Genomic DNA, 20,235 nt, shown 5'->3' on the forward strand with positions numbered 1-20,235 from the left:
CGTCTCGGTGGTCACAGCGACAGGGACACGCCCGGCACCCATCCCGAACCCGGAAGCTAAGCCTGACAGCGCCGATGGTACTGCACCCGCCAGGGTGCGGGAGAGTAGGACACCACCGAGCACACACATAAGACGTCGGGTCGGTTCCCACAACAGATGCGGAAACCGGCCCGACGTCTCTGTTCGTTGACTTTTCTCCAGAATGGGGAAGATATGTCTCTTCGGTGATGCGGATGCCGAAGCAACGTGATGCCGAGCGCCGCGCGCCACACTCACGTTGCCGGGTCTCGGTACGCCACTGGGCTGCAGTCCAGGTAGGCTCCTCCCAGGCAATCACGGACAGCGAGGGAACTGACGGCAGTCCCGGAGCGAAAGAAGGACCATGGCGTATCAGGACCGTCGGCACCACTCGGACCACGGTGACTCAGGTAAACGTCGTCGGGACGATGATCGTCACGGCTTCGGTCGACGTAAGCGCTTCGATGGGAGCGACGACTGCCCTCGCGGCGGCCATGACTCAAGGAGAGACGACGAGTCGCACCACGCGCAAGGGCGTTCTCAGCGCCCGCCCCATGACGAGCACGGTTCTCGCGGCGAGCGTCGTCACCGCGACGACTGGCGCCGCGAACGGCGTCATGACGGGGACTCCACTGAGAGGCGGCCCGGCCGCGGTAGCGGGAGACCAGGCCGATTCAATGACCACTCGGGGCGGAGAGACTCTCGGGACAGGCGGGATGATCGTCGAGGTCGCCCGTCACAGCGCCAACGCATTCCTGAACCCAGTGTTCCCGACGACGTCGAGCCCGGAGACCTCGAGCGGGGCGCCAGGAGCGAGTTAAGGGCCCTGGGACGCAGCAACGCCGAGAACGTCGCCCGTCACTTGGTGATGGCCCAGCGGTTGCTGAACGAAGATCCTCAGGCAGCCTATGAGCACGCTCGTTACGCAGCCTCCCATGCCGGGCGCGTCGCCGTCGTGCGGGAGACCGCAGGTATCTCCGCGTACCTCGCCGGACACTACAACGAGGCGCTTCGAGAGATCCGCGCCGCCAGGCGACTGTCCGGCCTCGATCTGCACCGGGCCATCGAGGTCGACTGCGAGCGTGCTCTGGGCCACGCCGACAAGGCCCTCCAAGCCGCCAAGGCGGCCGACCCTCGCCAACTCGACGAGATCGAGCGTGCCGAGCTGGCCATGGTCGTCTCCGGCATCCGCCATGAGATGGGACAGACCGATCTCGGTCTCATCGTCATTGAGGACGCCATCAGGGCGCGCCCCTCCGACAGCGACACCCTCAGGCGCCTGCACTCGGTACGCGCCGACCGCCTGGACGAGCTCGGGCGCCACCAGGAGGCCGCAGCCATCCGGGACCGTATCGGCCCCGAGCCGACCGAGGAGGACGAGGTCGAGGTCTTCGACATCGAGGACGACTACGACTCCGAGGTCCCCGAGCCGCACGAGCAGGACGCCATGGAGGAGCCCGACGCCGAGGCTGACGACGGGGCGGCGGTGACGGCGTCCCCTGACGCATCGGGTGAGTCCGATGCGGATGGCGCTGCAGACCTCGACCCCGTTGACCAGGACGATGACGCAGACTGGTCGTCGTCCTTCGCCGAGCGCGTTGAGGCCGAGATGGCCGAGCTGCTCCAGGAGGCGGCCGAGGCTCCCGCGATCCCTTCAACGCATGGGGAGGCCGGGTTGTCACCGGCATCTGCCGATGACGCCGCCGACAGCGCAACCACCACGACGACCTCTACCGACGACACCCCCGAGGAGTCCCGATGACCCAGTCCGCGCAGGCTCCCTCCGATGCTCCCGCCACCCTCCTGGGCAGCGATGAGCCCTTGTGCACCGCCTACGACGTCGCACTGCTGGACCTCGACGGCGTCTGCTTCGCCGGCGAGGCGCGGGTGCCCTACGCCGCGGACAACGTCAACGCTGCCCGCGCTGCCGGAATGCACCTGTCCTTCGTCACCAACAACGCCTCGCGTGCGCCTCAGACGGTTGTGGACAAGCTCGCTGCCAACGACATCGCCGCCGATCCCTCCGAGGTCTTCAGCGCCGCCATGGATGCGGCCGCCATGCTCACCGAGTACGTCGAGCCCGGCTCCACGGTTCTCGTCGTCGGCGGCGACGGCGTGCGTCAGGCCCTCCTCGACGAGGGCTTCCAGGTGACCGGCAGCGCGCAGGACGAGCCGGCGGCCGTCGTCCAGGGATGGGACCCGGCAGTCGACTGGGCCCTGCTGTCCGAGGGCGTCTACGCCATCAACGCCGGTGCCCTCCACGTGGCCACCAACCTCGACGCGACCCTGCCGACAGAGCGGGGCTTCGCCCTGGGCAACGGCAGCCTCGTGGCCGCCGTCGTCAACGCCTCCGGCAAGGAGCCCCTGGCCGGGGGCAAGCCCTTCCCCGGGATCTACACACGAGCCCTCAAGCGTGCCGGCGGTACCCGGCCACTGGCCGTCGGGGACCGACTCAACACCGATCACGTCGGGGCCCGGGCCGCCGGGATCCCCGGACTCCACGTTCTCACCGGGGTCTCAGACGCGCGTGATGTCATCACCGCCCCTGCAACCGAGCGCCCCAGCTTCCTTCACACCGACCTGCGCGGCCTGACCGAGGCGCATCCCACGCCCGAGCGAGTCGTGCAGGAGGGCCAGGAGTGGTGGCGGGTCGGCGGCCGGCGCGCCCGCGTCGTCGACTCCGTGCTCGAGCTCCAGGACGGGGAATCCCTGACCTCTCAGGACGGCGTCCCGGTGCGCATCGATCTGGACTCCTACCGCGCTCTGGCCGTGGCCGCCTGGGACTGGGCCGACGCACAGGAGGCTCGGGGCGAGGCCGCTGCGCTGGACCTTCCCGAGATCGAGGTCGTCGCTTCCTGAGACCGACCGAGGTCGGGAATACTCTCCAGAAGGGAAAGAGGACGCAGCAGCCGCACACGCGAACGATGTCGAGGTGAGACAGGAATGAGCCGCAAGGACCCGGAAACGGGTACACAGGAGAAGACGCCGTCGACGGTGGATCCTGAGCGTCAGCCGGCTCCCAGGCCGCCGGTGCCCGCGCCCCCGCGGGCCGACGCGGCCCTGACGGCGGCCGACGGGCTCACCGATCACGCCGACGAGCTCACCGAGATCGAGCGGATGCCCCTGGAGGAGCGGGCCGCTGCACTGTCCACCATTCATGAGGAGCTCGCCTCCGTCCTGCACGAGGCGGAAGGCTGACATGGCCCGACTCATCCGCATCGACTCCGAGCTCGTGCGCCGCGGCCTGGCCCGCTCCCGCACCCACGCCGCCACCCTCATCGCCGACGGCCACGTCACCCTCGACGGCGAGGTGGTCGCCAAGCCCGCCCGTCAGGTCAACCCGGCTCAGGCCATCGAGATCCTCACCCCCGCAGGAGACGACTACGTCTCACGCGGCGCCCACAAGCTCGCCGGTGCGCTGGACGCACTGGGCGAGCGCGGCCTGGCGCCTCGTATCGAGGGCCGCCGCTGCCTGGACGCCGGCGCCTCCACGGGAGGGTTCACCGACGTCCTCCTTCGCCGCGGCGCCGAGCACGTCGTGGCCGTCGACGTCGGCTACGGCCAGCTGGCCTGGTCCCTGCGCTCCGACCCCCGCGTCACCACCCTGGACCGCACCAACATCCGCACGCTGCAGCCCGACGCCGTCGCCCCCGCCCCCGAGTTGGTGGTGGGTGACCTGTCCTTCATCTCCCTGACCCTGGTACTCGAGCCGCTGCTGCGCGCCGCGGCCGACGACGCCGACCTTCTCCTCATGGTCAAGCCCCAGTTCGAGGTGGGCAAGGACCGGATCGGGCACGGGGGAGTGGTACGCGACCCCGAGCTCCACGTGGAGACGGTGATGACCGTGGCCGAGCGGGCCCACGCCCTGGGGGTGGGAGTCGATGCCGTGACCGCCTCCCCGTTGCCCGGACCCGCCGGTAACGTCGAGTACTTCCTGAACATGCACGCCTCCGGCGCCGGGAGCCCCGAGGACCTGCGCGGCGACGATCTGCGCACCCAGGTCGAGGACGCCGTCGCCGCCGGCCCCGCCGCAGGCGGCTTCCGACGAAGCAGAACAAGGACCCGTTCATGAGCAAGCTGACCCCTTCACCCACCACCGCCGAGACAGTCGAATCCGCCTGCTGCCGCTACGAGGCGGATCAGGAGGGAACGGATTCGCCCCACCAGCGGATCTCACGCGTCATGCTGCTGCAGCGTGACCTCAACGACAAGCCGGTCCCCGTTCCCAGGCCCAGCGCCGCCCCCACGGCCAGCGCCGTGGCCAGGGCCTCCGCGGCGCTGCGCGCCCACGGCGTCGAACCCGTCGGACCGGAGTGCACCGACCACGTCGACCTCGTCCTCGTGCTCGGCGGCGACGGTACGATCCTGCGCGCCTTCGAGGCCGCCCGTGAACGCGACATCCCCCTGGTGGGCATCAACACCGGGCACGTCGGCTTCCTGGCCGAGGCCGACCCCGACGGCATCGAGCAGGTCGTCGCCGACCTCGTCGCGGGCCGCTACACCGTCGAGACCCGCACCACCTTGAACGTGGAGGTCGTCTGCCCCGATGGGACGGTCACCCGCGAGTGGGCCCTCAACGAGGCGGCTCTGGAGAAGCGCGACCGCGCCCGCATGCTCGAGGTCGCCATCGGCGTCGACGGCCAGGCCGTCTCCTCGTTCGGCTGCGACGGCCTCATCATGTCCACACCCACCGGCTCGACCGCCTACGCCTTCTCCTGCGGCGGCCCCGTCATCTGGCCGGAGGTCGAGGCGCTCCTCCTGGTGCCGGTGGCCGCGCACGCCCTGTTCACCCGCCCCCTGGTGCTGGGGCCCGACTCGTGCATGGAGGTCGTGGTCCAGCGGGCGGGCTTCGGCGGAGCCGAGATCTGGTGCGACGGCAGGCGCAGCCTGGACGTACCCGTCGGAGCCCGGATTCGTGTCAGCAGGGCGGATCGTCCGGTGCGACTGGCCCGTTTCAACGAGGCCCCCTTCGCCAGCCGACTGGTGCGCAAGTTCGACCTCCCCGTGGAGGGCTGGAGGGCCTCCGCCTCCGCCGATGAGAGCTCCTCGGCCTCGGACGACACCGCGGATGAGCCCACGGGCGATCCGGCCGACGCAGTGGCCCCGCGGGGCTCCTCGGGAGGGGCGGCGTGATCGAGTCCCTGCACATCGAGGACCTCGGTGTCATCGAGGAGGCCGATCTGCCCCTCAGTCGCGGCCTGACCGCCCTGACCGGTGAGACCGGTGCCGGCAAGACGATGGTGCTGACCTCGCTGGGACTGCTGCTGGGCCAACGCGCTGAGACCACCATCGTGCGCACGGGCGCCGAGCGCAGCCTGGTTGAGGGCGCCTTCCTCGTCGACCCCGACTCGCGCGCCGCCTCCCGTGCCATCGAGGCCGGGGCGGATCTCGATGATGACCTCCTCCTGGCCTCGCGCACGGTTCCATCCACCGGCCGGTCCCGCGCCTACCTGGGAGGGCGATCGGTTCCGGCGTCGGTGCTCAGCGAGGTGGGAGGTCGGCTGGTCTCCGTCCACGGCCAGGCCGACCAGCTACGGCTGCGTTCCGCCGCGGCCCAGCGCGCCGCCCTGGACTCACTGGGCGGTCCCGACCACGCCGCCCTGTGCCGCCGCTACTCCCAGGCCTACCAGGCCCGTCGGCAGGCCGCCCAGGAGCTCCAGGACTGGCAGTCCTCGGCTCAGGTCCGGGCCGCCGAGGTGGCGCAGCTGCGCACCTGGCTCGAGGCACTGGAGGAGGTCGATCCCCGAAGCGGTGAGGACCGGGACCTGACGGCGGAGGCCGAACGGCTCGACCACGCCGAGGACCTGCGCAGAGCCGCCACGGGGGCCCGCACCGCCCTGAGCGGGGAGGAGTCCGCCGCCGGCCAGGAGCCCGACGTCGTCTCACTCATTGCCCACGCGCACCGCAGTCTGGCTGCCGAGTCCGACCGAGACCCCGCCCTGGCCGAGCTGGCTGCGCGTACCCAGCGCCTGGGCATCGATGCGGCTGACATCGCCGCAGAGCTGGGCGACTACCTGTCCTCCCTCAGCGCCGACCCGGCCCGTCTCGCCCGGGTCCAGGACCGCCGCGGTGAGCTCGCTCGTGCCTGCCGGGAGATCGGTGGGCCCCAGGAACAGCTCGACGACGTCGATGCCCTCCTGGCCTGGGGTGAGCGCGCCGCCGCGCGCCTGGCCGAGCTCGACGGCCCCCAGGACACTGCTACCGTCCTGGCAGAGCGCCTGACTGCGGCCGATGAGGAGCTGGCCGACGTCGGCAACGAGCTGAGCCGGGCGCGCCACCTGCTCGCCGAGCACCTGGAGCAGGCCGTCACCGCCGAGCTGGAGGGCCTGGAGATGAGGGGGGCGCGACTCGTCGTCGCGCTGGACCGACTCGATGAGCCCGGACCCACCGGCGTTGAGAGCGTTGCCCTCGAGCTCGTCTCCCATCCCGGTGCGCCCGCCCTCCCCCTGGGCAGGGGCGCGTCGGGAGGAGAGCTCTCCCGCATCATGCTGGCCCTGGAGGTGGTGCTCGCCGACGCCGCCGCCTCCGCGCGCCCCTCCACCCACACCCGCACCCTCGTCTTCGACGAGATCGACGCCGGTGTGGGAGGACGCGCCGCCAGGGAGATCGGCCGGCGCCTGGCACGCCTGGCTCGCCACCACCAGGTCATCGTGGTCACTCACCTGGCCCAGGTGGCGGCCTGGGCCGACACCCACCTCGTGGTGCGCAAGGAGACGGTGAGTCTCCCGCTGACCGACCCGGCGACCGGGCTGGAGCCACCGGCCGGCACGCCCGAGCCCGCGCTGCGGGAGTCCTCGGAGGAGCGTCAGGAGAATGTGAGAAAGTTCGGGCCGGGGCGCACCCGCACGCAGGTCTTCGTCGTCGAAGGCCAGGAGAGAGAACGCGAGCTGGCCCGAATGCTCTCAGGCCACGAGGACTCCCAGGCCGCGGTCCGGCACGCCGCTGAGCTTCTCCAGGAAGCAGTCGTGGGACAATCCGAGCCGTGAGGAATCCCTTCCGCAGAAACTCTGCGTCCGTCTCCGAGCAACCCAGCGGGGTCGTACGTGTCGATGCACGTACCAAGAAGCTCACCAAGCGTCTCCAGCCCGGTGAGATCGCCATCATCGACCATACCGACATCGACCGGGTGGCTGCTGAGGCTCTGGTCGAGTGCGGCCCCTCCGCGGTCCTCAACGCCTCTCCATCGGTCTCCGGGCGTTACCCCAACCTCGGTCCGGGAATCCTCCTCGATGCCGGCATCCCGCTCGTGGACGATCTGGGCCCCGACGTCATGCGCCTGCACGACGGTCAGCGCATCGCCGTCGAGGACGGCACCGTGCGCATCGAGGGCAAGGAACAGGTCATCGCCGAGGGCTCGGTCCAGACCAAGCAGACCGTCGCCGACGCCATGGAGGAGGCCCAGAAGGGACTGGCCGTCCAGCTGGAGGCCTTCGCCGCCAACACCATGGAGTACATGCGCGGCGAGTGGGACCTGCTTCTCAACGGCGTCGGCATGCCCACACTGTCCACGCAGATGAGCGGCAAGCACGTCCTGGTCGTCGTGCGCGGCTACTCCTACAAGGAGGACCTGCAGGCGCTCAAGCCCTACATCAGGGAGTACAAGCCCGTCATCATCGGCGTCGACGGAGGAGCCGACGCCGTCCTGGAGGCCGGCTTCAAGCCGGCCATGATCGTGGGTGACATGGACTCCGTGTCCGACAAGGCCCTCACCTGCGGCGCTGAGATCGTTGTCCACGCCTACCGCGACGGCCGGGCCCCGGGCCTGGCGCACGTCGAGGAGCTCGGGGTCGATCATCACGTGTTCGCCGCCACCGGTACCAGCGAGGACATCGCCATGCTCATGGCCGACGAGGCCGGCGCCGAGATCATCGTGGCCCTGGGCACGCACGCCACCCTGCTGGAGTTCCTCGACAAGGGACGTGCCGGTATGTCCTCGACCTTCCTGACCCGGCTCAAGGTCGGCGGCCGCCTCATTGACGCCAAGGGCGTCTCCCAGCTCTACCGCACCCGCATCTCGGGATGGTGGCTGCTGCTCCTCGCCCTGTCGGGCACCTTCGCCCTGACCATCGCCCTCATGGCTACCCCGGGCGGACAGACCTTCCTGGGACTGTCCGGCGCCGTGTGGGACGACATCGTCAACTTCTTCCGCTCACTGGTGGGCCTGGCCCCGAACACACCCACCGTCTAACGACTCCCGCCCATCTGAGAGGCAGCGCCTCTCACGGTCATCTCCAAGGTCTCAACCATGATCGACTTCCGCTATCACCTGGTATCGCTCATCTCCGTGTTCCTGGCCCTCGCCGTCGGCGTTGTGCTGGGCGCCGGCCCGCTGCAGAACTCACTGGGTACCGCGCTCAACGACCAGGTCACCGCCCTGCGCGAGAACCGCAACGCCACCCAGACCAAGCTTGAGCAGACCGAGGCGGCCGTCAACGAGCGCGACTCCTACATCACCCAGGCCGCCAGCAGCCTCCTGCCCGGAACCCTGGACTCCAAGAACGTCGCCCTGGTGCTCCTGCCCGAGGCCACGTCCGAGGACGCCGACGCCGTCACCACCCAGCTCAGGACCGCGGGCGCCACCGTCACCGGCCGAGTCAGCCTGACCACCACCTGGGTGGACCTGTCCCGCGAGAGCTACCGCTCCACCTTCTCCGGCCAGATTCAGGGCAACCTGGGCGGTGCCGGCTCCAAGGACGCCAACGGCATCCTGGGGGAGGGGCTCGCCAAGGCCCTCACCGGCAATGACGACTCCTCCCGAGCCCTCATGGACCTGCTGTCCGTGGATACCTCCGGCACGCCCTTCGTCACCGTGGACTCCACGCCCACCGCTCCGGCCGAGATGATCGTCGTCGTCGGGCCTCGGCCCCAGGCGGCCTCCGCCAAGGGAGCCACGGTCGAGGCCTCACCGGGCCAGGACCCCAAGGCCTGGGCCAAGGCCCTGGCCGGCACGGCCTCACGGGCGACCACGGTCGTGGTCGGGTCCGCCGACGGTGATGACAATGTCGTCGCCGTCATCCGTTCCGAGGACGCGAAGGTCACCACGGTCGACTCCGTCGGTCAGGTCGCCGCGTCCGTCTCCACGCCCCTGGCCCTGGCCTCCACCCAGGCGGGCACCGTCGGCCACTACGGCTTCGACAAGGGCGCGGACGCCGTTATGCCGCCAGTGACCAAGTAGCCCTCGTGGCCCCGTGTCATCGTTGGTCCCGGCCGCCCGGTCCCGTTGTGGGCCGCCATCGCCACGATTCATCCGACCCTGCCTTAGGCTGAGACCATGGCTGGCACGATCACGCGAGTAGGCACCTGCGTCCGACACCTAGCACAGGTGGGGCTCAAGGCAGCGGGCGTCACCCTGTCCTGGTCCACCTCCCTGGCGCCCATCGCCCGGGGACTGGAGCGCACCAACTTCCACGGGTGCACCGTGAGCCTGCGCGGGGGCGTGGGGGCCGCCGCCGGTTCAGCCATGGCCGCGATCGAGGTCGGCCGGCTCATACGGGACGCGCCCGCTTCAGCCTCCTACGCCTCGCGCAGCGGCTCCCGGGTAGGACTTGCCGCCACCGTCGCAACGGTGGCCGGAGGCTGCGCCGGTCTGGTCGATGACCTCGACGCCGGGGCCCACGACGGCGACGCCCCCGCCAAGGGGCTCAAGGGCCACCTGACGGCTCTCGCTCACGGACGCGTCACCACCGGTGCCCTCAAGATCGCCGTCATCGGATCGGGGGCCCTCGTCGGCGGCGTCCTGCTGGCCCGTCATCGCAGCGTGGGCGCCGGCGGGCGCCCGCCGGTGGTGACCGCCGTCGACGCTGCGTCAAGCGCCATTGTCATCGCCTCCTGGGCCAATCTCCTCAACCTCCTCGACCTGCGCCCCGGCCGGGCGCTCAAGACCGCCTCCATCGTGAGCGCCCCGCTTCTGGCCACCCCCGGGCGTGAGGGCGAGCCCGCCCGACTGCTGGCCGCAGGGACGCTGGGCGTCAGCCTCATGGCCCTGCCCGAGGACCTGATGGAGGACACGATGCTCGGCGACACCGGGGCCAACGCCGTCGGCGCCCTGCTGGGAACCGCCCTGGCCTGCCACCCCTGCCGGGCCGTGCGTGCCGGAGCCGCCTTCACCGGCGTGGGCCTCGTCCTGGCCAGCGAGAAGGTCTCCTTCTCCCGGGTCATCGCCGATACCCCGGCCCTGGCCGCGCTCGACGCACTGGGCCGCCGGCCCTGATGGCAGCCCAGCAACGCCGCGGCGGCCTGCTCCCAGCGGCCGGGTCGGTCGCGGGCCTGACCCTCGTCTCCCGTGTCCTGGGATTTCTCCGCTGGCTCGTCCAGGCCGCCACCGTCGGCACCGGTACGGTGGCGGGCGCCTACACGACGGCCAACCAGCTTCCGAACACCCTCTACGAGGTCGTCGTCGGCGGCGTCCTGGCGGCCACCGTCGTCCCGCTGCTGGCCGCACCGATCGCGGCGGGCAGGCGCGAGGAGGTCACCGAAACCGCATCCGGGCTGCTCGGCCTGGTCCTGGTGGTCCTCGTCCCGCTGTCCGTGGCTCTCATCGTCTTCGCCACCCCGATCGCAGCCCTGTTCCCCACCTCTCAGGGCGTCGATGCGGCGCTTCAGCACGAGCTCGTCGCCTCCTTCCTGCGCATGTTCGCCCTCCAGGTGCCCATGTACGGGGTGGCGGTCGTCCTCACCGGCGTCCTCCAGGCCCACAACCGCTTCACCTGGCCCGCCCTGACACCGATGCTCTCCAGCCTTGTGGTCATGGCGACCTACGGCCTCTACGGGACGCTGGCCGACGGCGAGGACACGGCGTCCGGCCTCGCCCTGAATGTCCTGGGCTGGGGAACGACCCTCGGGGTGGCGGCGCTCAGCCTTCCGCTGCTGTGGCCGGTCCACCGGCTGGGGCTGGGGCTGCGCCCCACCCTGAGGCTGGGGGGCTCCCAGGCCCGGCGGGCGCTGCGTCTGGGCGGGGCCGGAGTGTGGACGATCCTGGCCCAGCAGCTGAGCGTGCTGGCGGTCCTGGCGCTGGCCCGCTGGGGCGGGAACACCGGTACGGCGGCCGTCTACCAGTACACGCAGGCCGTCTACGTCCTTCCCTACGCGGTGCTGGCGGTTCCGGTGGCCACGGTCCTCTACCCCCGCCTGACCGCCGCCTTCGAGGCCTCCGGACAGGGCCGGGCCGTTGCCGACAGCCAGGACACCCGTGAGGACGTCAGCGCTCTGGTCGCCACCTCCACGGCCCTGGTCACCGCCGTGGCCGTCGCCGGGACGGCCATGCTCCTGGCCGCCAGTGACGCCGCCGAGCGCTTCTTCTCCTTCAAGCAGGTCGACGGGATGGGACAGGCCCTGGCCGTCCTGGCACCGGGACTGATCGGATACGCACTCATCTACCAGGTCACCCGGGTCCTCTTCGCCGCCGACCGCTCCCGGCCGGCGGCTCACGCCACCGCGGCCGGGTGGCTGACCGTGGCACTCGCCTCCGCCCTCATCGTGCGTCTCATGGCGCCGTCGGGCGGGGACGGCAGAGCCACCCTCGTCGCCCTCGGCCTGGGCACGACCGTGGGGATGACAGTGGCCGGGGTGGGCCTGCTGGCCGTCCTGGCCCGTGTCATGGGTACTCGGGTCCTGCGCCCGGTCCTGACCACGCTTGCCTCGGGTCTCCCCGTGGCCCTTGCCGCCGGCGCAGTCGTGCGGGTGGCAACCACTCACGTGGTCTCATTGACCCTGGCGGTCCTGGCGGCCGTGGTCGGCGCCACCGTGGCCGCCGGCGCCGTCCTGGCGACGATCCACGCGGCCGACCGCAGCCTGCTGAGGACGGTGCGAGGCGCACGAGTGATGGACACGAGTACCGACAAGCACGAGGACGACAAGGAGAGGGCATGAGCTCCAGTGACGGCAGTGGCTCGAACCAGGCCGGTGCCTCGCAGCGGGCCGTGGGGAACGGGCGCCTGCGAATCCTCCAGGTCAGCGGATCGGCCGCCGGAGGGGTGCGCGCCCACCTGGCCGACTGCGCCCGGATGCTGGCGACCGACGGCCACGACGTCATTATCGAGGCTCCCGCCGCGGTCCTGGACGGACTGGAAGTCGCCCCCGCTCGCGCCGAGGCACTTGAGATCGGGCCCCGCCCCAGCCTCAACGACACCCTGGCCGTGGCCAGGCTGCGTCGGCTGGGCCGTCGGGCCCACGCCGTCCACGCCCACGGTCTGCGTGCCGGGGCACTGGCCGCTCTCGCCCTGGGACGGCGCCGCCATGGCCGCACTCGGCTGGTCGTCACCCTTCACAACCTCACCGTCGGTGGCCGTCTGACCACCATGGTGGGGGAGAGGCTCGAGCGGCTCATTGCCTCCCGCGCCGACCTCGTCCTGGCCGTCAGCCCGGACCTGGCCCAGCGGGCCCGAGACCTGGGTGCCCCACGCGTTGAGCTCGCCGTCATCCCCGTCGCGATCCCGCAGCCGCCCTCAGAACCGCCGCTCCCCGCACCGGCGGCACCGGAGGCCTGGCCGCAGGAGGGCGCCCGGGTCCTGACCGTCGCCCGCCTGGCCCCGCAGAAGGGCCTGCCGCTGCTGCTGGACGCCGCCGCGGTCCTCGCCCAGGAGGTTGAGGCCGGCAGCCTGCCGGCCTTCACCTGGGCGGTTGCCGGAGACGGACCCGGCCGGGATCAGGCCGCTGAACGCATCGCCGCCGAGCACCTCCCGGTGACTCTCCTGGGCCGGCGCGCCGACGCACCCGCCCTCATGGAGGCGGCCGACGTCGTCGTCCAGACCAGCCTGTGGGAGGGCCAGCCCCTCACCATCCAGGAGGCCCTGCGCGCGGGGGCTGCGATCGTGGCCACCGACGTCGGCGGTACCGCCGTGACCGCCAGGGGAGGAGCCGTCCTCGTCGCTCCTGAGGCTCAGACCGTCGCCGAGGCCGTCGCTGTGCTCCTGAGCGACTCTGAGGCCCGATCCCGGGCCCGGCAGAGCGCGCGCGATGCAGCCGATCGCCTCCCCGGCCCCGCTGACCTGGCGGCTCAGCTACGACAGGTGGTTCTCGCCCCGCACTGAGCCGACCGGCCCCGGGCGGTAGCATCGTTGGTGCCCAGGCGCCCGACGACAGGGACGCCAGCAGCCAGTGAAGGAGCCAGTCGTGGACCAGCCGGTGACAGGAGCCAGCCAGGGTGACGGACACGCACACCGTGAGATCAGCCTTGCGGACGCGCGCGAGCCGGGCCGGGAGCTGGTCTCCAGCGAGCGGGTCTGGAGCGGGCCGATCTTCGCCGTCGACGCCGACCACGTGCGCCTGAGCCCCGGCCAGGAACCGGTGGCCCGCCAGGTCGTCGTCCACCACGACGCCGTCGCCGTCGTGGCCCTGCGCGAGGGAGGGGAGTCCTCTCAGGACGACGGCGCTCCGGAGATCCTCATGGTCCGCCAGTACCGGCACCCCGTGCGGGCCTCTCTGTGGGAGATTCCAGCCGGCCTGCTCGACGTCCCCGGCGAGGCCCCGGCCGTCGCCGCCGCCCGTGAGCTCGCTGAGGAGACCGACTACACCGCAGCAACCTGGAACACGCTGGCCGAGTTCTACGCCTCACCCGGCTTCACCACCGAGGGGGCCCGGATCTTCCTCGCCCAGGACCTGAGCCTGTTGCCCGAGGACCAGCGGATGCCCCGTGAGGCCGAGGAGGCCGAGTTCGTGCCCACCTGGGTGCGCCTCGACGAGGTGCTGGATGCCGTGATGGACGGCCGCCTGCACAATCCCTCCACCGTGCTGGGGGTCCTGGCCACGGCCCGGGCGCGCGCCCGCGGCTGGGCCGAACTGCGCCCGGCCGACGCCCCCTGGCTCAGAAGCCCGGAGAGTCTCTAGGACGAGTCCGGGGGCGCGGCGGACCGGGTGAGGCTGCGCCGGGCTTGATCGAGGACGTACTTTCCCCGTGAGGACTGCGCTTTGGCGCAGATGACTGGGGGCTGACCTCAGTCGTCTGCGAGAAGAGTACGTCCCGGACAGAGAACGCAGTTCCCGATCCATGGTCGGCCGCCCTGCGCCTTGCCGTCGCAGACCCGGCGGGCGGCGACCGGGAGTAGGCCAGGCCTCCCGCCCTGACGACCGACTAGTTAGGTGTTCCTAGGTAAGGGTTGCCTTTGATTAGATGACGTGTTCAATCCCACCTCGCGACGCCCCGTCATGAACTTGCCAGCGTTGAATTCGGCAAGCATGATCTTGGTTAAACTCGTGGCACGACGACCAGTGACGCCCCGCAGCCGATCCTGGACCAGCTCCCAGGCTGGTTCGCGGGCACCATCGGCCAACAAGGACGTGGTCGAACCGGCCGCAACATGGTCAGGCCGTGAGGCGTCGCAGCGACTAGGGGAGGAGCAGTCATGACACAGAACGACGAAGACTCTACCCGGGCGCGCGTGCTTGACCTCATCGCTGAGAAGGGCCCGGTGTCGGCGGCCCAGCTCGCCAAGGTCCTGAGCCTGACGCCGGCGGCGGTGCGCAGGCACATCACCGCGCTCGAGGACGCTGAGCAGATCGAGGTCCACACCCCGGCCCTTACCGGGAAGCGGGGCCGCGGGCGTCCCGCCCGGCACTACGTCCTGACGCCCAAGGCCCGCACCTCCTTCGCGGAGGGTTACTCCGACCTGGCCAACCGCGCCCTGCGTTACCTGTCCCAGGTCGCCGGCGACAAGGCGGTCGACTCCTTCGCCGCGGCCCGGGGCCGCGACCTGGAACGCCGCTACGCCGCCGTCGTCGAGTCCGCAGGCAAGGATCCCTCGGAACGGGCCCGCGCCCTGGCCGATGCCCTGACCCTCGACGGGTACGCGGCCTCGGTTCGAGACGTCGGCGACGGGTCCTTCGCCGTCCAGCTGTGCCAGGGCAACTGCCCGGTCCGCGACGTCGCCGGAGAGTTCCACGAGCTGTGCGATGCCGAGACGCAGGCGATCTCCCGTCTCGTCGGCGTCCCCGTCCAGCGTCTGGCCACCCTGGCCGGAGGCGAGCACGTCTGTACCACCCACATTCCGATCGCCATGCCCGCGCTGCGCAAGCGCGCGGTCCGGGCGGCGGCTAAGACGCGAGGCCTTGAGACCAAGCGAATGGAAGGAACCCGATGACACTGCCAACAACCGAGACTGTGCGTAGCACCGACGACGAGATCATCGACTCGATCTCAACGAGCTACGACTTCGGCTGGCACGACTCCGACGAAGCCGGCGAGAAGGCCAAGCGAGGCCTTGATGAGCAGGTGGTCCGTGAGATCTCCGCCATCAAGGGCGAGCCCGAGTGGATGCTCGCCAAGCGTCTCAAGGCCTACTCCACCTTCGAGCGCAAGCCCATGCCCACCTGGGGCGTGGACCTCTCCCAGCTCGACATGGACGCCGTCAAGTACTACGTGCGCTCCACGGACCGCCCGGCCAACTCCTGGGACGACCTGCCCGAGGACATCAAGAACACCTACGACCGCATCGGCATCCCCGAGGCCGAGCGCGAGCGCCTGGTGGCGGGCGTGGCCGCCCAGTACGAGTCGGAGGTCGTCTACCACCAGATCCGCGGCGACCTGGAGGAGCAGGGGGTCATCTTCGTCGACACCGACACCGCCGTGCGCGAGTACCCCGAGCTCGTCAAGGAGTACTTCGGGACCGTCATCCCCGCCGGTGACAACAAGTTCGCCGCCCTCAACACGGCCGTGTGGTCCGGAGGCTCCTTCATCTACGTCCCCAAGGGCGTTCACGTCGAGATCCCGCTCCAGGCCTACTTCCGCATCAACACCGAGAACATGGGCCAGTTCGAGCGCACGCTCATCATCGCCGACGAGGACTCCTACGTCCACTACGTCGAGGGATGCACCGCCCCCATCTACTCCACCGACTCCCTGCACTCGGCGATCGTGGAGATCGTGGTCAAGAAGAACGCCCGCGTGCGCTACACGACCATCCAGAACTGGTCCAACAACGTCTACAACCTGGTGACCCAGCGCGCTACCTGCGAGGAGGGCGCCACCATGGAGTGGGTCGACGGCAACATCGGTTCCAAGCGGAACATGAAGTACCCGGCCGTCTTCCTCATGGGCCCCCACGCTCGTGGCGAGGCGCTGTCCATCGCCTTCGCCGGCGCGGACCAGCACCAGGACACCGGCGCCAAGATGGTCCACATGGCGCCCTACACCTCCAGCCACATCGTCTCCAAGTCGATCGCCCGCCACGGTGGACGCAGCGCCTACCGCGGTCTGGTGCAGATCATGAAGAACGCCCGCCACTCCAAGTCCAATGTGCTGTGCGACGCGCTCCTGGTCGATGAGATCTCCCGGTCGGACACCTACCCCTACGTCGACGTGCGCACCGACGACGTCGAGATGGGCCACGAGGCCACCGTCTCCAAGGTGAGTGCCGACCAGCTCTTCTACCTCATGCAGCGCGGCCTGACCGAGACCGAGGCCATGGCCACGATCGTGCGCGGCTTCGTCGAGCCCATCGCCCGCGAGCTGCCCATGGAGTACGCCCTCGAGCTCAACCGGCTCATCGAGCTGCAGATGGAGAACTCGGTCGGCTGAGGCCGCCGTACCGGACCGTCTCGGTCAGCCCGCCCAGCCCATTCAGCCTTCGACCCACACCTGATCACACCGGCCGGATGCCGGCCAAGGAGCACCTCCACATGCCTGAACTCTCCACCGACCACTCGAGCGCCACGCTCGAGGGCGCCCACTCCCACGGCGGGCCGCGCTACGTCTCCTCGCGCGCCGACCGCCCCACCTCCTTCGACCCCGCCGACATCCCGGTGCCGCGAGGACGCGAGGAGGAGTGGCGCTTCACGCCCATGAAGCGCTTCGCCCCGCTGTTCGACCTCGACGCCGTTCGCGCGGCCACGGCCGCCGGCGAGGCCGACGCCGGTGCCAGCGCCGTCCGCCTGGAGGCCGACCTTCCCGCCGGCGCCCGCCTCGAGACCGTCCCTCGCAGCGACGCGCGCATCGGGACCGTGGGCGCCCCGGTCGACCGCACCGGGGTCACCGCCTGGAACGGCAGCGAGACCGCCACCGTGCTGACCCTTGAGGCCGGTTCCCAGCCGGAGCGGGCCGCCCGGCTGACCGTCGTCGGCCAGGACCAGGGGCTCACCCGACCCACCGCCCAGCACATCCTTGTCGCAGCCGAGTCCGGTGCGAGGGGAACCGTCGTGCTCGACCACACCGGCACCGCGGCCCTGACGCAGGGCGTCGAGGTGACGGTCGCCGACGGCGCCGAGCTCACCCTGGTAACCGTCCAGGGCTGGGAGGACGACGCCGTCCACGCCTCCAACCACCGGGTGAGGGTCACCGGCCGGGGCGTCCTCAAGCACGTCGTCGTCAGCCTCGGCGGGGACGTGCGCATCTGCCCCGACCTGGGCTTCTCCGGAGAGGGCGGGCACATCGACGCCTACGGCGTCTACTTCACCGACGCCGGCCAGCACCAGGAGCACCGGCCCTACGTGGCCCACACCGAGCCCCACTGCTACTCGCGCGTGACCTACAAGGGCGCCCTGCAGGGCGAGGGCGCGCACGCCGTGTGGGTGGGGGACTGCCTCATCGGCCAGGCCGCCCGCGGCACCGACACCTACGAGCTCAACCGCAACCTCGTCCTGACCGAGGGCGCCAAGGCCGACTCCGTGCCGAACCTGGAGATCGAGAACGGCAACATCGAGGGGGCGGGCCACGCCAGCGCCACCGGCCGCTTCGACGACTTGCAGCTGTTCTACCTGCGCGCCCGCGGCATCCCCGAGGCCGAGGCCCGTCGCCTGGTGGTCCTGGGCTTCTTCAACGAGATCGTCGCCGAGATCGGCGTCGGTGAGGTCGAGGAGCGGCTCATGGCCGCCATCGAGAAGGAGCTCGAGCTCACCGGTCTCATCGAGGCCCGCAAGGACCAGGCCCCTGACATCGCGCCGGCAGCCCAGTGACAGGCCGGACCCGCAAGGCGGTCCGCCCATCCTCAACCAGACCAGAATCCAGCTGAAAGAAACGTCGCATGAGCACACTGCAGATCAAGAACCTCCACGTCCAGGTGGCCACCAATGACGGCCCCAAGCCCATCCTCAAGGGCGTCGACCTGACCATCGACTCCAATGAGGTCCACGCCATCATGGGCCCCAACGGCTCGGGCAAGTCCACCCTGGCCTACTCCATCGCCGGCCACCCCGACTACGAGGTCACCGACGGCGAGGTCCTCCTCGACGGCGTCGACCTGCTTGAGATGAGCGTGGACGAGCGGGCCCGGGCCGGCCTCTTCCTGGCCATGCAGTACCCCGTCGAGGTCCCCGGCGTCACCGTTGCCAACTTCCTGCGCACCGCCAAGACCGCGATCGACGGCGAGGCCCCCAAGGTGCGCCAGTGGGTCGGAGAGGTCAACCAGGCCATGAAGAACCTGCGCATGGATCCCGCCTTCTCCCAGCGCGACGTCAACGCCGGCTTCTCCGGCGGCGAGAAGAAGCGCTTCGAGATCCTCCAGATGGAGCTGCTGCGCCCCCGCTTCGCCGTCCTGGACGAGACCGACTCCGGCCTGGACGTCGACGCCCTGCGCATCGTCTCCGAGGGCGTCAACCGCCTCCACAACGAGTCCGACGCCGGCTTCCTGCTCATCACCCACTACACGCGCATCCTGCGCTACATCAAGCCCGACTACGTCCACGTCTTCGTCGACGGGCGCGTGGCCGAGGCCGGTGGCCCCGACCTGGCCGATCGCCTGGAGGAAGAGGGCTACGACCGCTTCCTCGCCTGACCGGAGGACCCCAGCGCAGGAGCCGACGACGACGCGCCGCACATGAGGCGGCCTCGTCGTCGGCCCCGGTGCACAGGGGTACTAAGGTTCCTCGTGATCTCCTGCCCCGGCCGTCGGCGAGAACCTCGAGCACCGTCCGCATCGAATCGGAAAGGCACCACATGACCCAGTCCACGGCGCCGTCCTCCGGGACGCCATCGGCCACCGCCCTCAGTGCCGAGGAGGTCGCCACGATCCGTGCCGACTTCCCCTACCTCGAGCGGCCCTCCCGCAACGGTGAGCCGCTGGCCTACCTGGACTGGGCGGCCACGAGCCAGAAGCCGGCCGGCGTCATCGCCACCGAGGCGGACTTCTACCGCACCTCCAACGGTGCGGCGGGGCGCTCGACCTACCAGCTCGCCGACGAGGCCACGGCCACCTTCGAGGACGCCCGCGACGCCGTGGCCGCCTTCGTCGGTGCGCGTGGCAGCGAGCTGGTCTTCACCAAGAATGCCACCGAGGCCATCAACCTCGTCGCCCTGTCCATCGGGCACGCGAGCCTGGGACGGCCGGCGGCCCATGGTGGCGGGCCCGCCGCGGCCGATGACCCGTCGCGGCGTCTCGTCATCGGGGAGGGTGACGAGGTCGTCGTCACGCGCGCAGAGCACCACGCCAACCTCGTGCCCTGGCAGGAGCTGTGCGCCCGCACCGGTGCGAGACTGCGCTGGCTGGACCTGACCGAGGACGGCCGCATCAACACCGCGACGCTGGATGTCATCACCGAGCGCACCCGCGTGCTCGCCCTGACTCACGCCTCCAACGTCACCGGCGCGATCAGCCCGCTCGACCTCATCCTGCCGCGCGCTCAGCAGGTCGGCGCCCTCGTCGTTCTGGACACCTGCCAGTCGGCCGCCCACCTCCCGCTGGACTTCCGCGCGCTCAAGGTCGCGGGCGTGGACGCCATGCTGCTCTCCAGCCACAAGATGCTCGGCCCCACCGGCATCGGTGCGCTGGTGGCCACCGAGGAGCTGCTCGCGGCGATGCCGCCGGTGCTGACCGGAGGCTCCATGATCGAGGTCGTCACCATGGAGTCGTCGACCTTCATGAGCGGTCCGCCCCGCTTCGAGGCGGGCAGCCAGCCGCTGGCGCAGGCCGCGGGGTGGCGCACGGCCGTGGAGTACCTGGCCGGTATCGGCCTGGACCGGCTCCACGCCACCGAGCAGGTCCTGACCCGGCATGTGCTCGACGGCCTCATCCAGACGCCCGGGCTGCGTCTGATCGGTCCGACCGGCACCAACGACCGCGTGGGCGTAGTCGCCTTCTCCATGGAGGGAGTCCATCCCCACGACGTCGGTCAGGTGCTCGACGCCGCCGGCGTCGCCGTGCGCACCGGGCACCACTGCGCCCAGCCCATCCACAAGCACTTCGGCATCCACGCCTCCTCGCGCCTGTCCTTCGGGGTCTGCTCGACGCCTGAGGAGGTGGACCGCTTCCTGTCCGCCATCGCCGACGTCCGCCGCTACTTCCAGAGGTGAGT

17 protein-coding genes and 1 rRNA gene are annotated in these 20,235 nt (G+C 70.6%); all 18 read left to right on the forward strand.

Annotated elements, in window-relative coordinates; all coding sequences use genetic code 11:
- Window positions 1–3: 3 nt before the first annotated feature.
- The 18 genes from rrf (at window position 4) to HCR68_RS09620 (ending at window position 20,233) form a co-directional block, all read left to right on the forward strand.
- Window positions 4–121 (forward strand): 5S ribosomal RNA (gene rrf / locus HCR68_RS09535).
- A 765-nt stretch (window positions 122–886) separates the two neighbouring features.
- A complete protein-coding gene (locus tag HCR68_RS09540; RefSeq protein ID WP_167148924.1) occupies window positions 887–1,780 on the forward strand; it encodes a hypothetical protein in 894 nt (297 codons plus the stop codon).
- The gene (locus tag HCR68_RS09545) at window positions 1,777–2,877 is read left to right on the forward strand and encodes an HAD hydrolase-like protein (RefSeq protein WP_167148926.1); all 1,101 of its coding nucleotides are present in this window, start codon (window positions 1,777–1,779) and stop codon (window positions 2,875–2,877) included. The genes HCR68_RS09540 and HCR68_RS09545 overlap by 4 nt, the downstream gene beginning before the upstream one ends.
- 84 nt (window positions 2,878–2,961) lie before the next feature.
- The gene (locus HCR68_RS09550; RefSeq protein WP_167148928.1) at window positions 2,962–3,216 is read left to right on the forward strand and encodes a hypothetical protein; all 255 of its coding nucleotides are present in this window, start codon (window positions 2,962–2,964) and stop codon (window positions 3,214–3,216) included.
- 1 nt (window position 3,217) lies between these two features.
- Window positions 3,218–4,090 carry a TlyA family RNA methyltransferase gene (locus HCR68_RS09555; protein ID WP_167148930.1) on the forward strand — a complete coding sequence of 291 codons (873 nt, stop codon included), beginning with the start codon at window positions 3,218–3,220 and terminating at the stop codon, window positions 4,088–4,090.
- A gap of 110 nt (window positions 4,091–4,200) precedes the next feature.
- Complete coding sequence (locus tag HCR68_RS09560; RefSeq protein ID WP_243859036.1) at window positions 4,201–5,151, forward strand: NAD kinase; 951 nt, start codon at window positions 4,201–4,203, stop codon at window positions 5,149–5,151.
- Complete coding sequence (gene recN / locus HCR68_RS09565) at window positions 5,148–7,004, forward strand: DNA repair protein RecN (RefSeq protein ID WP_167148934.1); 1,857 nt, start codon at window positions 5,148–5,150, stop codon at window positions 7,002–7,004. Before HCR68_RS09560 ends, recN begins: the two co-directional genes overlap by 4 nt.
- Entirely contained in the window at window positions 7,001–8,206 is a 1,206-nt protein-coding gene (gene steA / locus HCR68_RS09570) for a putative cytokinetic ring protein SteA (RefSeq protein WP_167148937.1), read from the forward strand. The genes recN and steA overlap by 4 nt, the downstream gene beginning before the upstream one ends.
- A gap of 57 nt (window positions 8,207–8,263) precedes the next feature.
- Window positions 8,264–9,193, forward strand: a complete 930-nt coding sequence (locus HCR68_RS09575) for a copper transporter (RefSeq protein ID WP_167148939.1) — start codon at window positions 8,264–8,266, stop codon at window positions 9,191–9,193.
- Between the two features lie 96 nt (window positions 9,194–9,289).
- A complete protein-coding gene (locus tag HCR68_RS09580; RefSeq protein WP_167148941.1) occupies window positions 9,290–10,228 on the forward strand; it encodes a hypothetical protein in 939 nt (312 codons plus the stop codon).
- Complete coding sequence (locus HCR68_RS09585; RefSeq protein ID WP_167148943.1) at window positions 10,228–11,886, forward strand: lipid II flippase MurJ; 1,659 nt, start codon at window positions 10,228–10,230, stop codon at window positions 11,884–11,886. The genes HCR68_RS09580 and HCR68_RS09585 overlap by 1 nt, the downstream gene beginning before the upstream one ends.
- The gene (locus HCR68_RS09590; RefSeq protein WP_167148945.1) at window positions 11,883–13,046 is read left to right on the forward strand and encodes a glycosyltransferase family 4 protein; all 1,164 of its coding nucleotides are present in this window, start codon (window positions 11,883–11,885) and stop codon (window positions 13,044–13,046) included. The genes HCR68_RS09585 and HCR68_RS09590 overlap by 4 nt, the downstream gene beginning before the upstream one ends.
- Window positions 13,047–13,128: 82 nt before the next feature.
- Window positions 13,129–13,842 (forward strand): NUDIX hydrolase, encoded by a 714-nt coding sequence (locus HCR68_RS09595; RefSeq protein WP_208320570.1) that lies wholly within the window; start codon window positions 13,129–13,131, stop codon window positions 13,840–13,842.
- Window positions 13,843–14,357: 515 nt separating this feature from the next.
- The gene (locus HCR68_RS09600) at window positions 14,358–15,092 is read left to right on the forward strand and encodes a helix-turn-helix domain-containing protein (protein ID WP_167148947.1); all 735 of its coding nucleotides are present in this window, start codon (window positions 14,358–14,360) and stop codon (window positions 15,090–15,092) included.
- A complete protein-coding gene (gene sufB, locus HCR68_RS09605; protein WP_126413675.1) occupies window positions 15,089–16,528 on the forward strand; it encodes a Fe-S cluster assembly protein SufB in 1,440 nt (479 codons plus the stop codon). Before HCR68_RS09600 ends, sufB begins: the two co-directional genes overlap by 4 nt.
- A gap of 101 nt (window positions 16,529–16,629) precedes the next feature.
- On the forward strand, window positions 16,630–17,901 hold the full coding sequence (gene sufD / locus HCR68_RS09610) for a Fe-S cluster assembly protein SufD (protein WP_167148949.1): 1,272 nt from the start codon (window positions 16,630–16,632) through the stop codon (window positions 17,899–17,901).
- Window positions 17,902–17,969: 68 nt separating this feature from the next.
- The gene (sufC, locus tag HCR68_RS09615; protein ID WP_167148951.1) at window positions 17,970–18,719 is read left to right on the forward strand and encodes a Fe-S cluster assembly ATPase SufC; all 750 of its coding nucleotides are present in this window, start codon (window positions 17,970–17,972) and stop codon (window positions 18,717–18,719) included.
- A gap of 161 nt (window positions 18,720–18,880) precedes the next feature.
- Window positions 18,881–20,233: a SufS family cysteine desulfurase gene (locus HCR68_RS09620; protein WP_167148953.1), complete on the forward strand. Its 1,353-nt coding sequence runs from the start codon at window positions 18,881–18,883 to the stop codon at window positions 20,231–20,233.
- Window positions 20,234–20,235 lie beyond the last annotated feature (2 nt).

Source organism: Actinomyces sp. ZJ308, assembly GCF_011752065.1.
Taxonomy (GTDB): Bacteria; Actinomycetota; Actinomycetes; order Actinomycetales; family Actinomycetaceae; genus Actinomyces.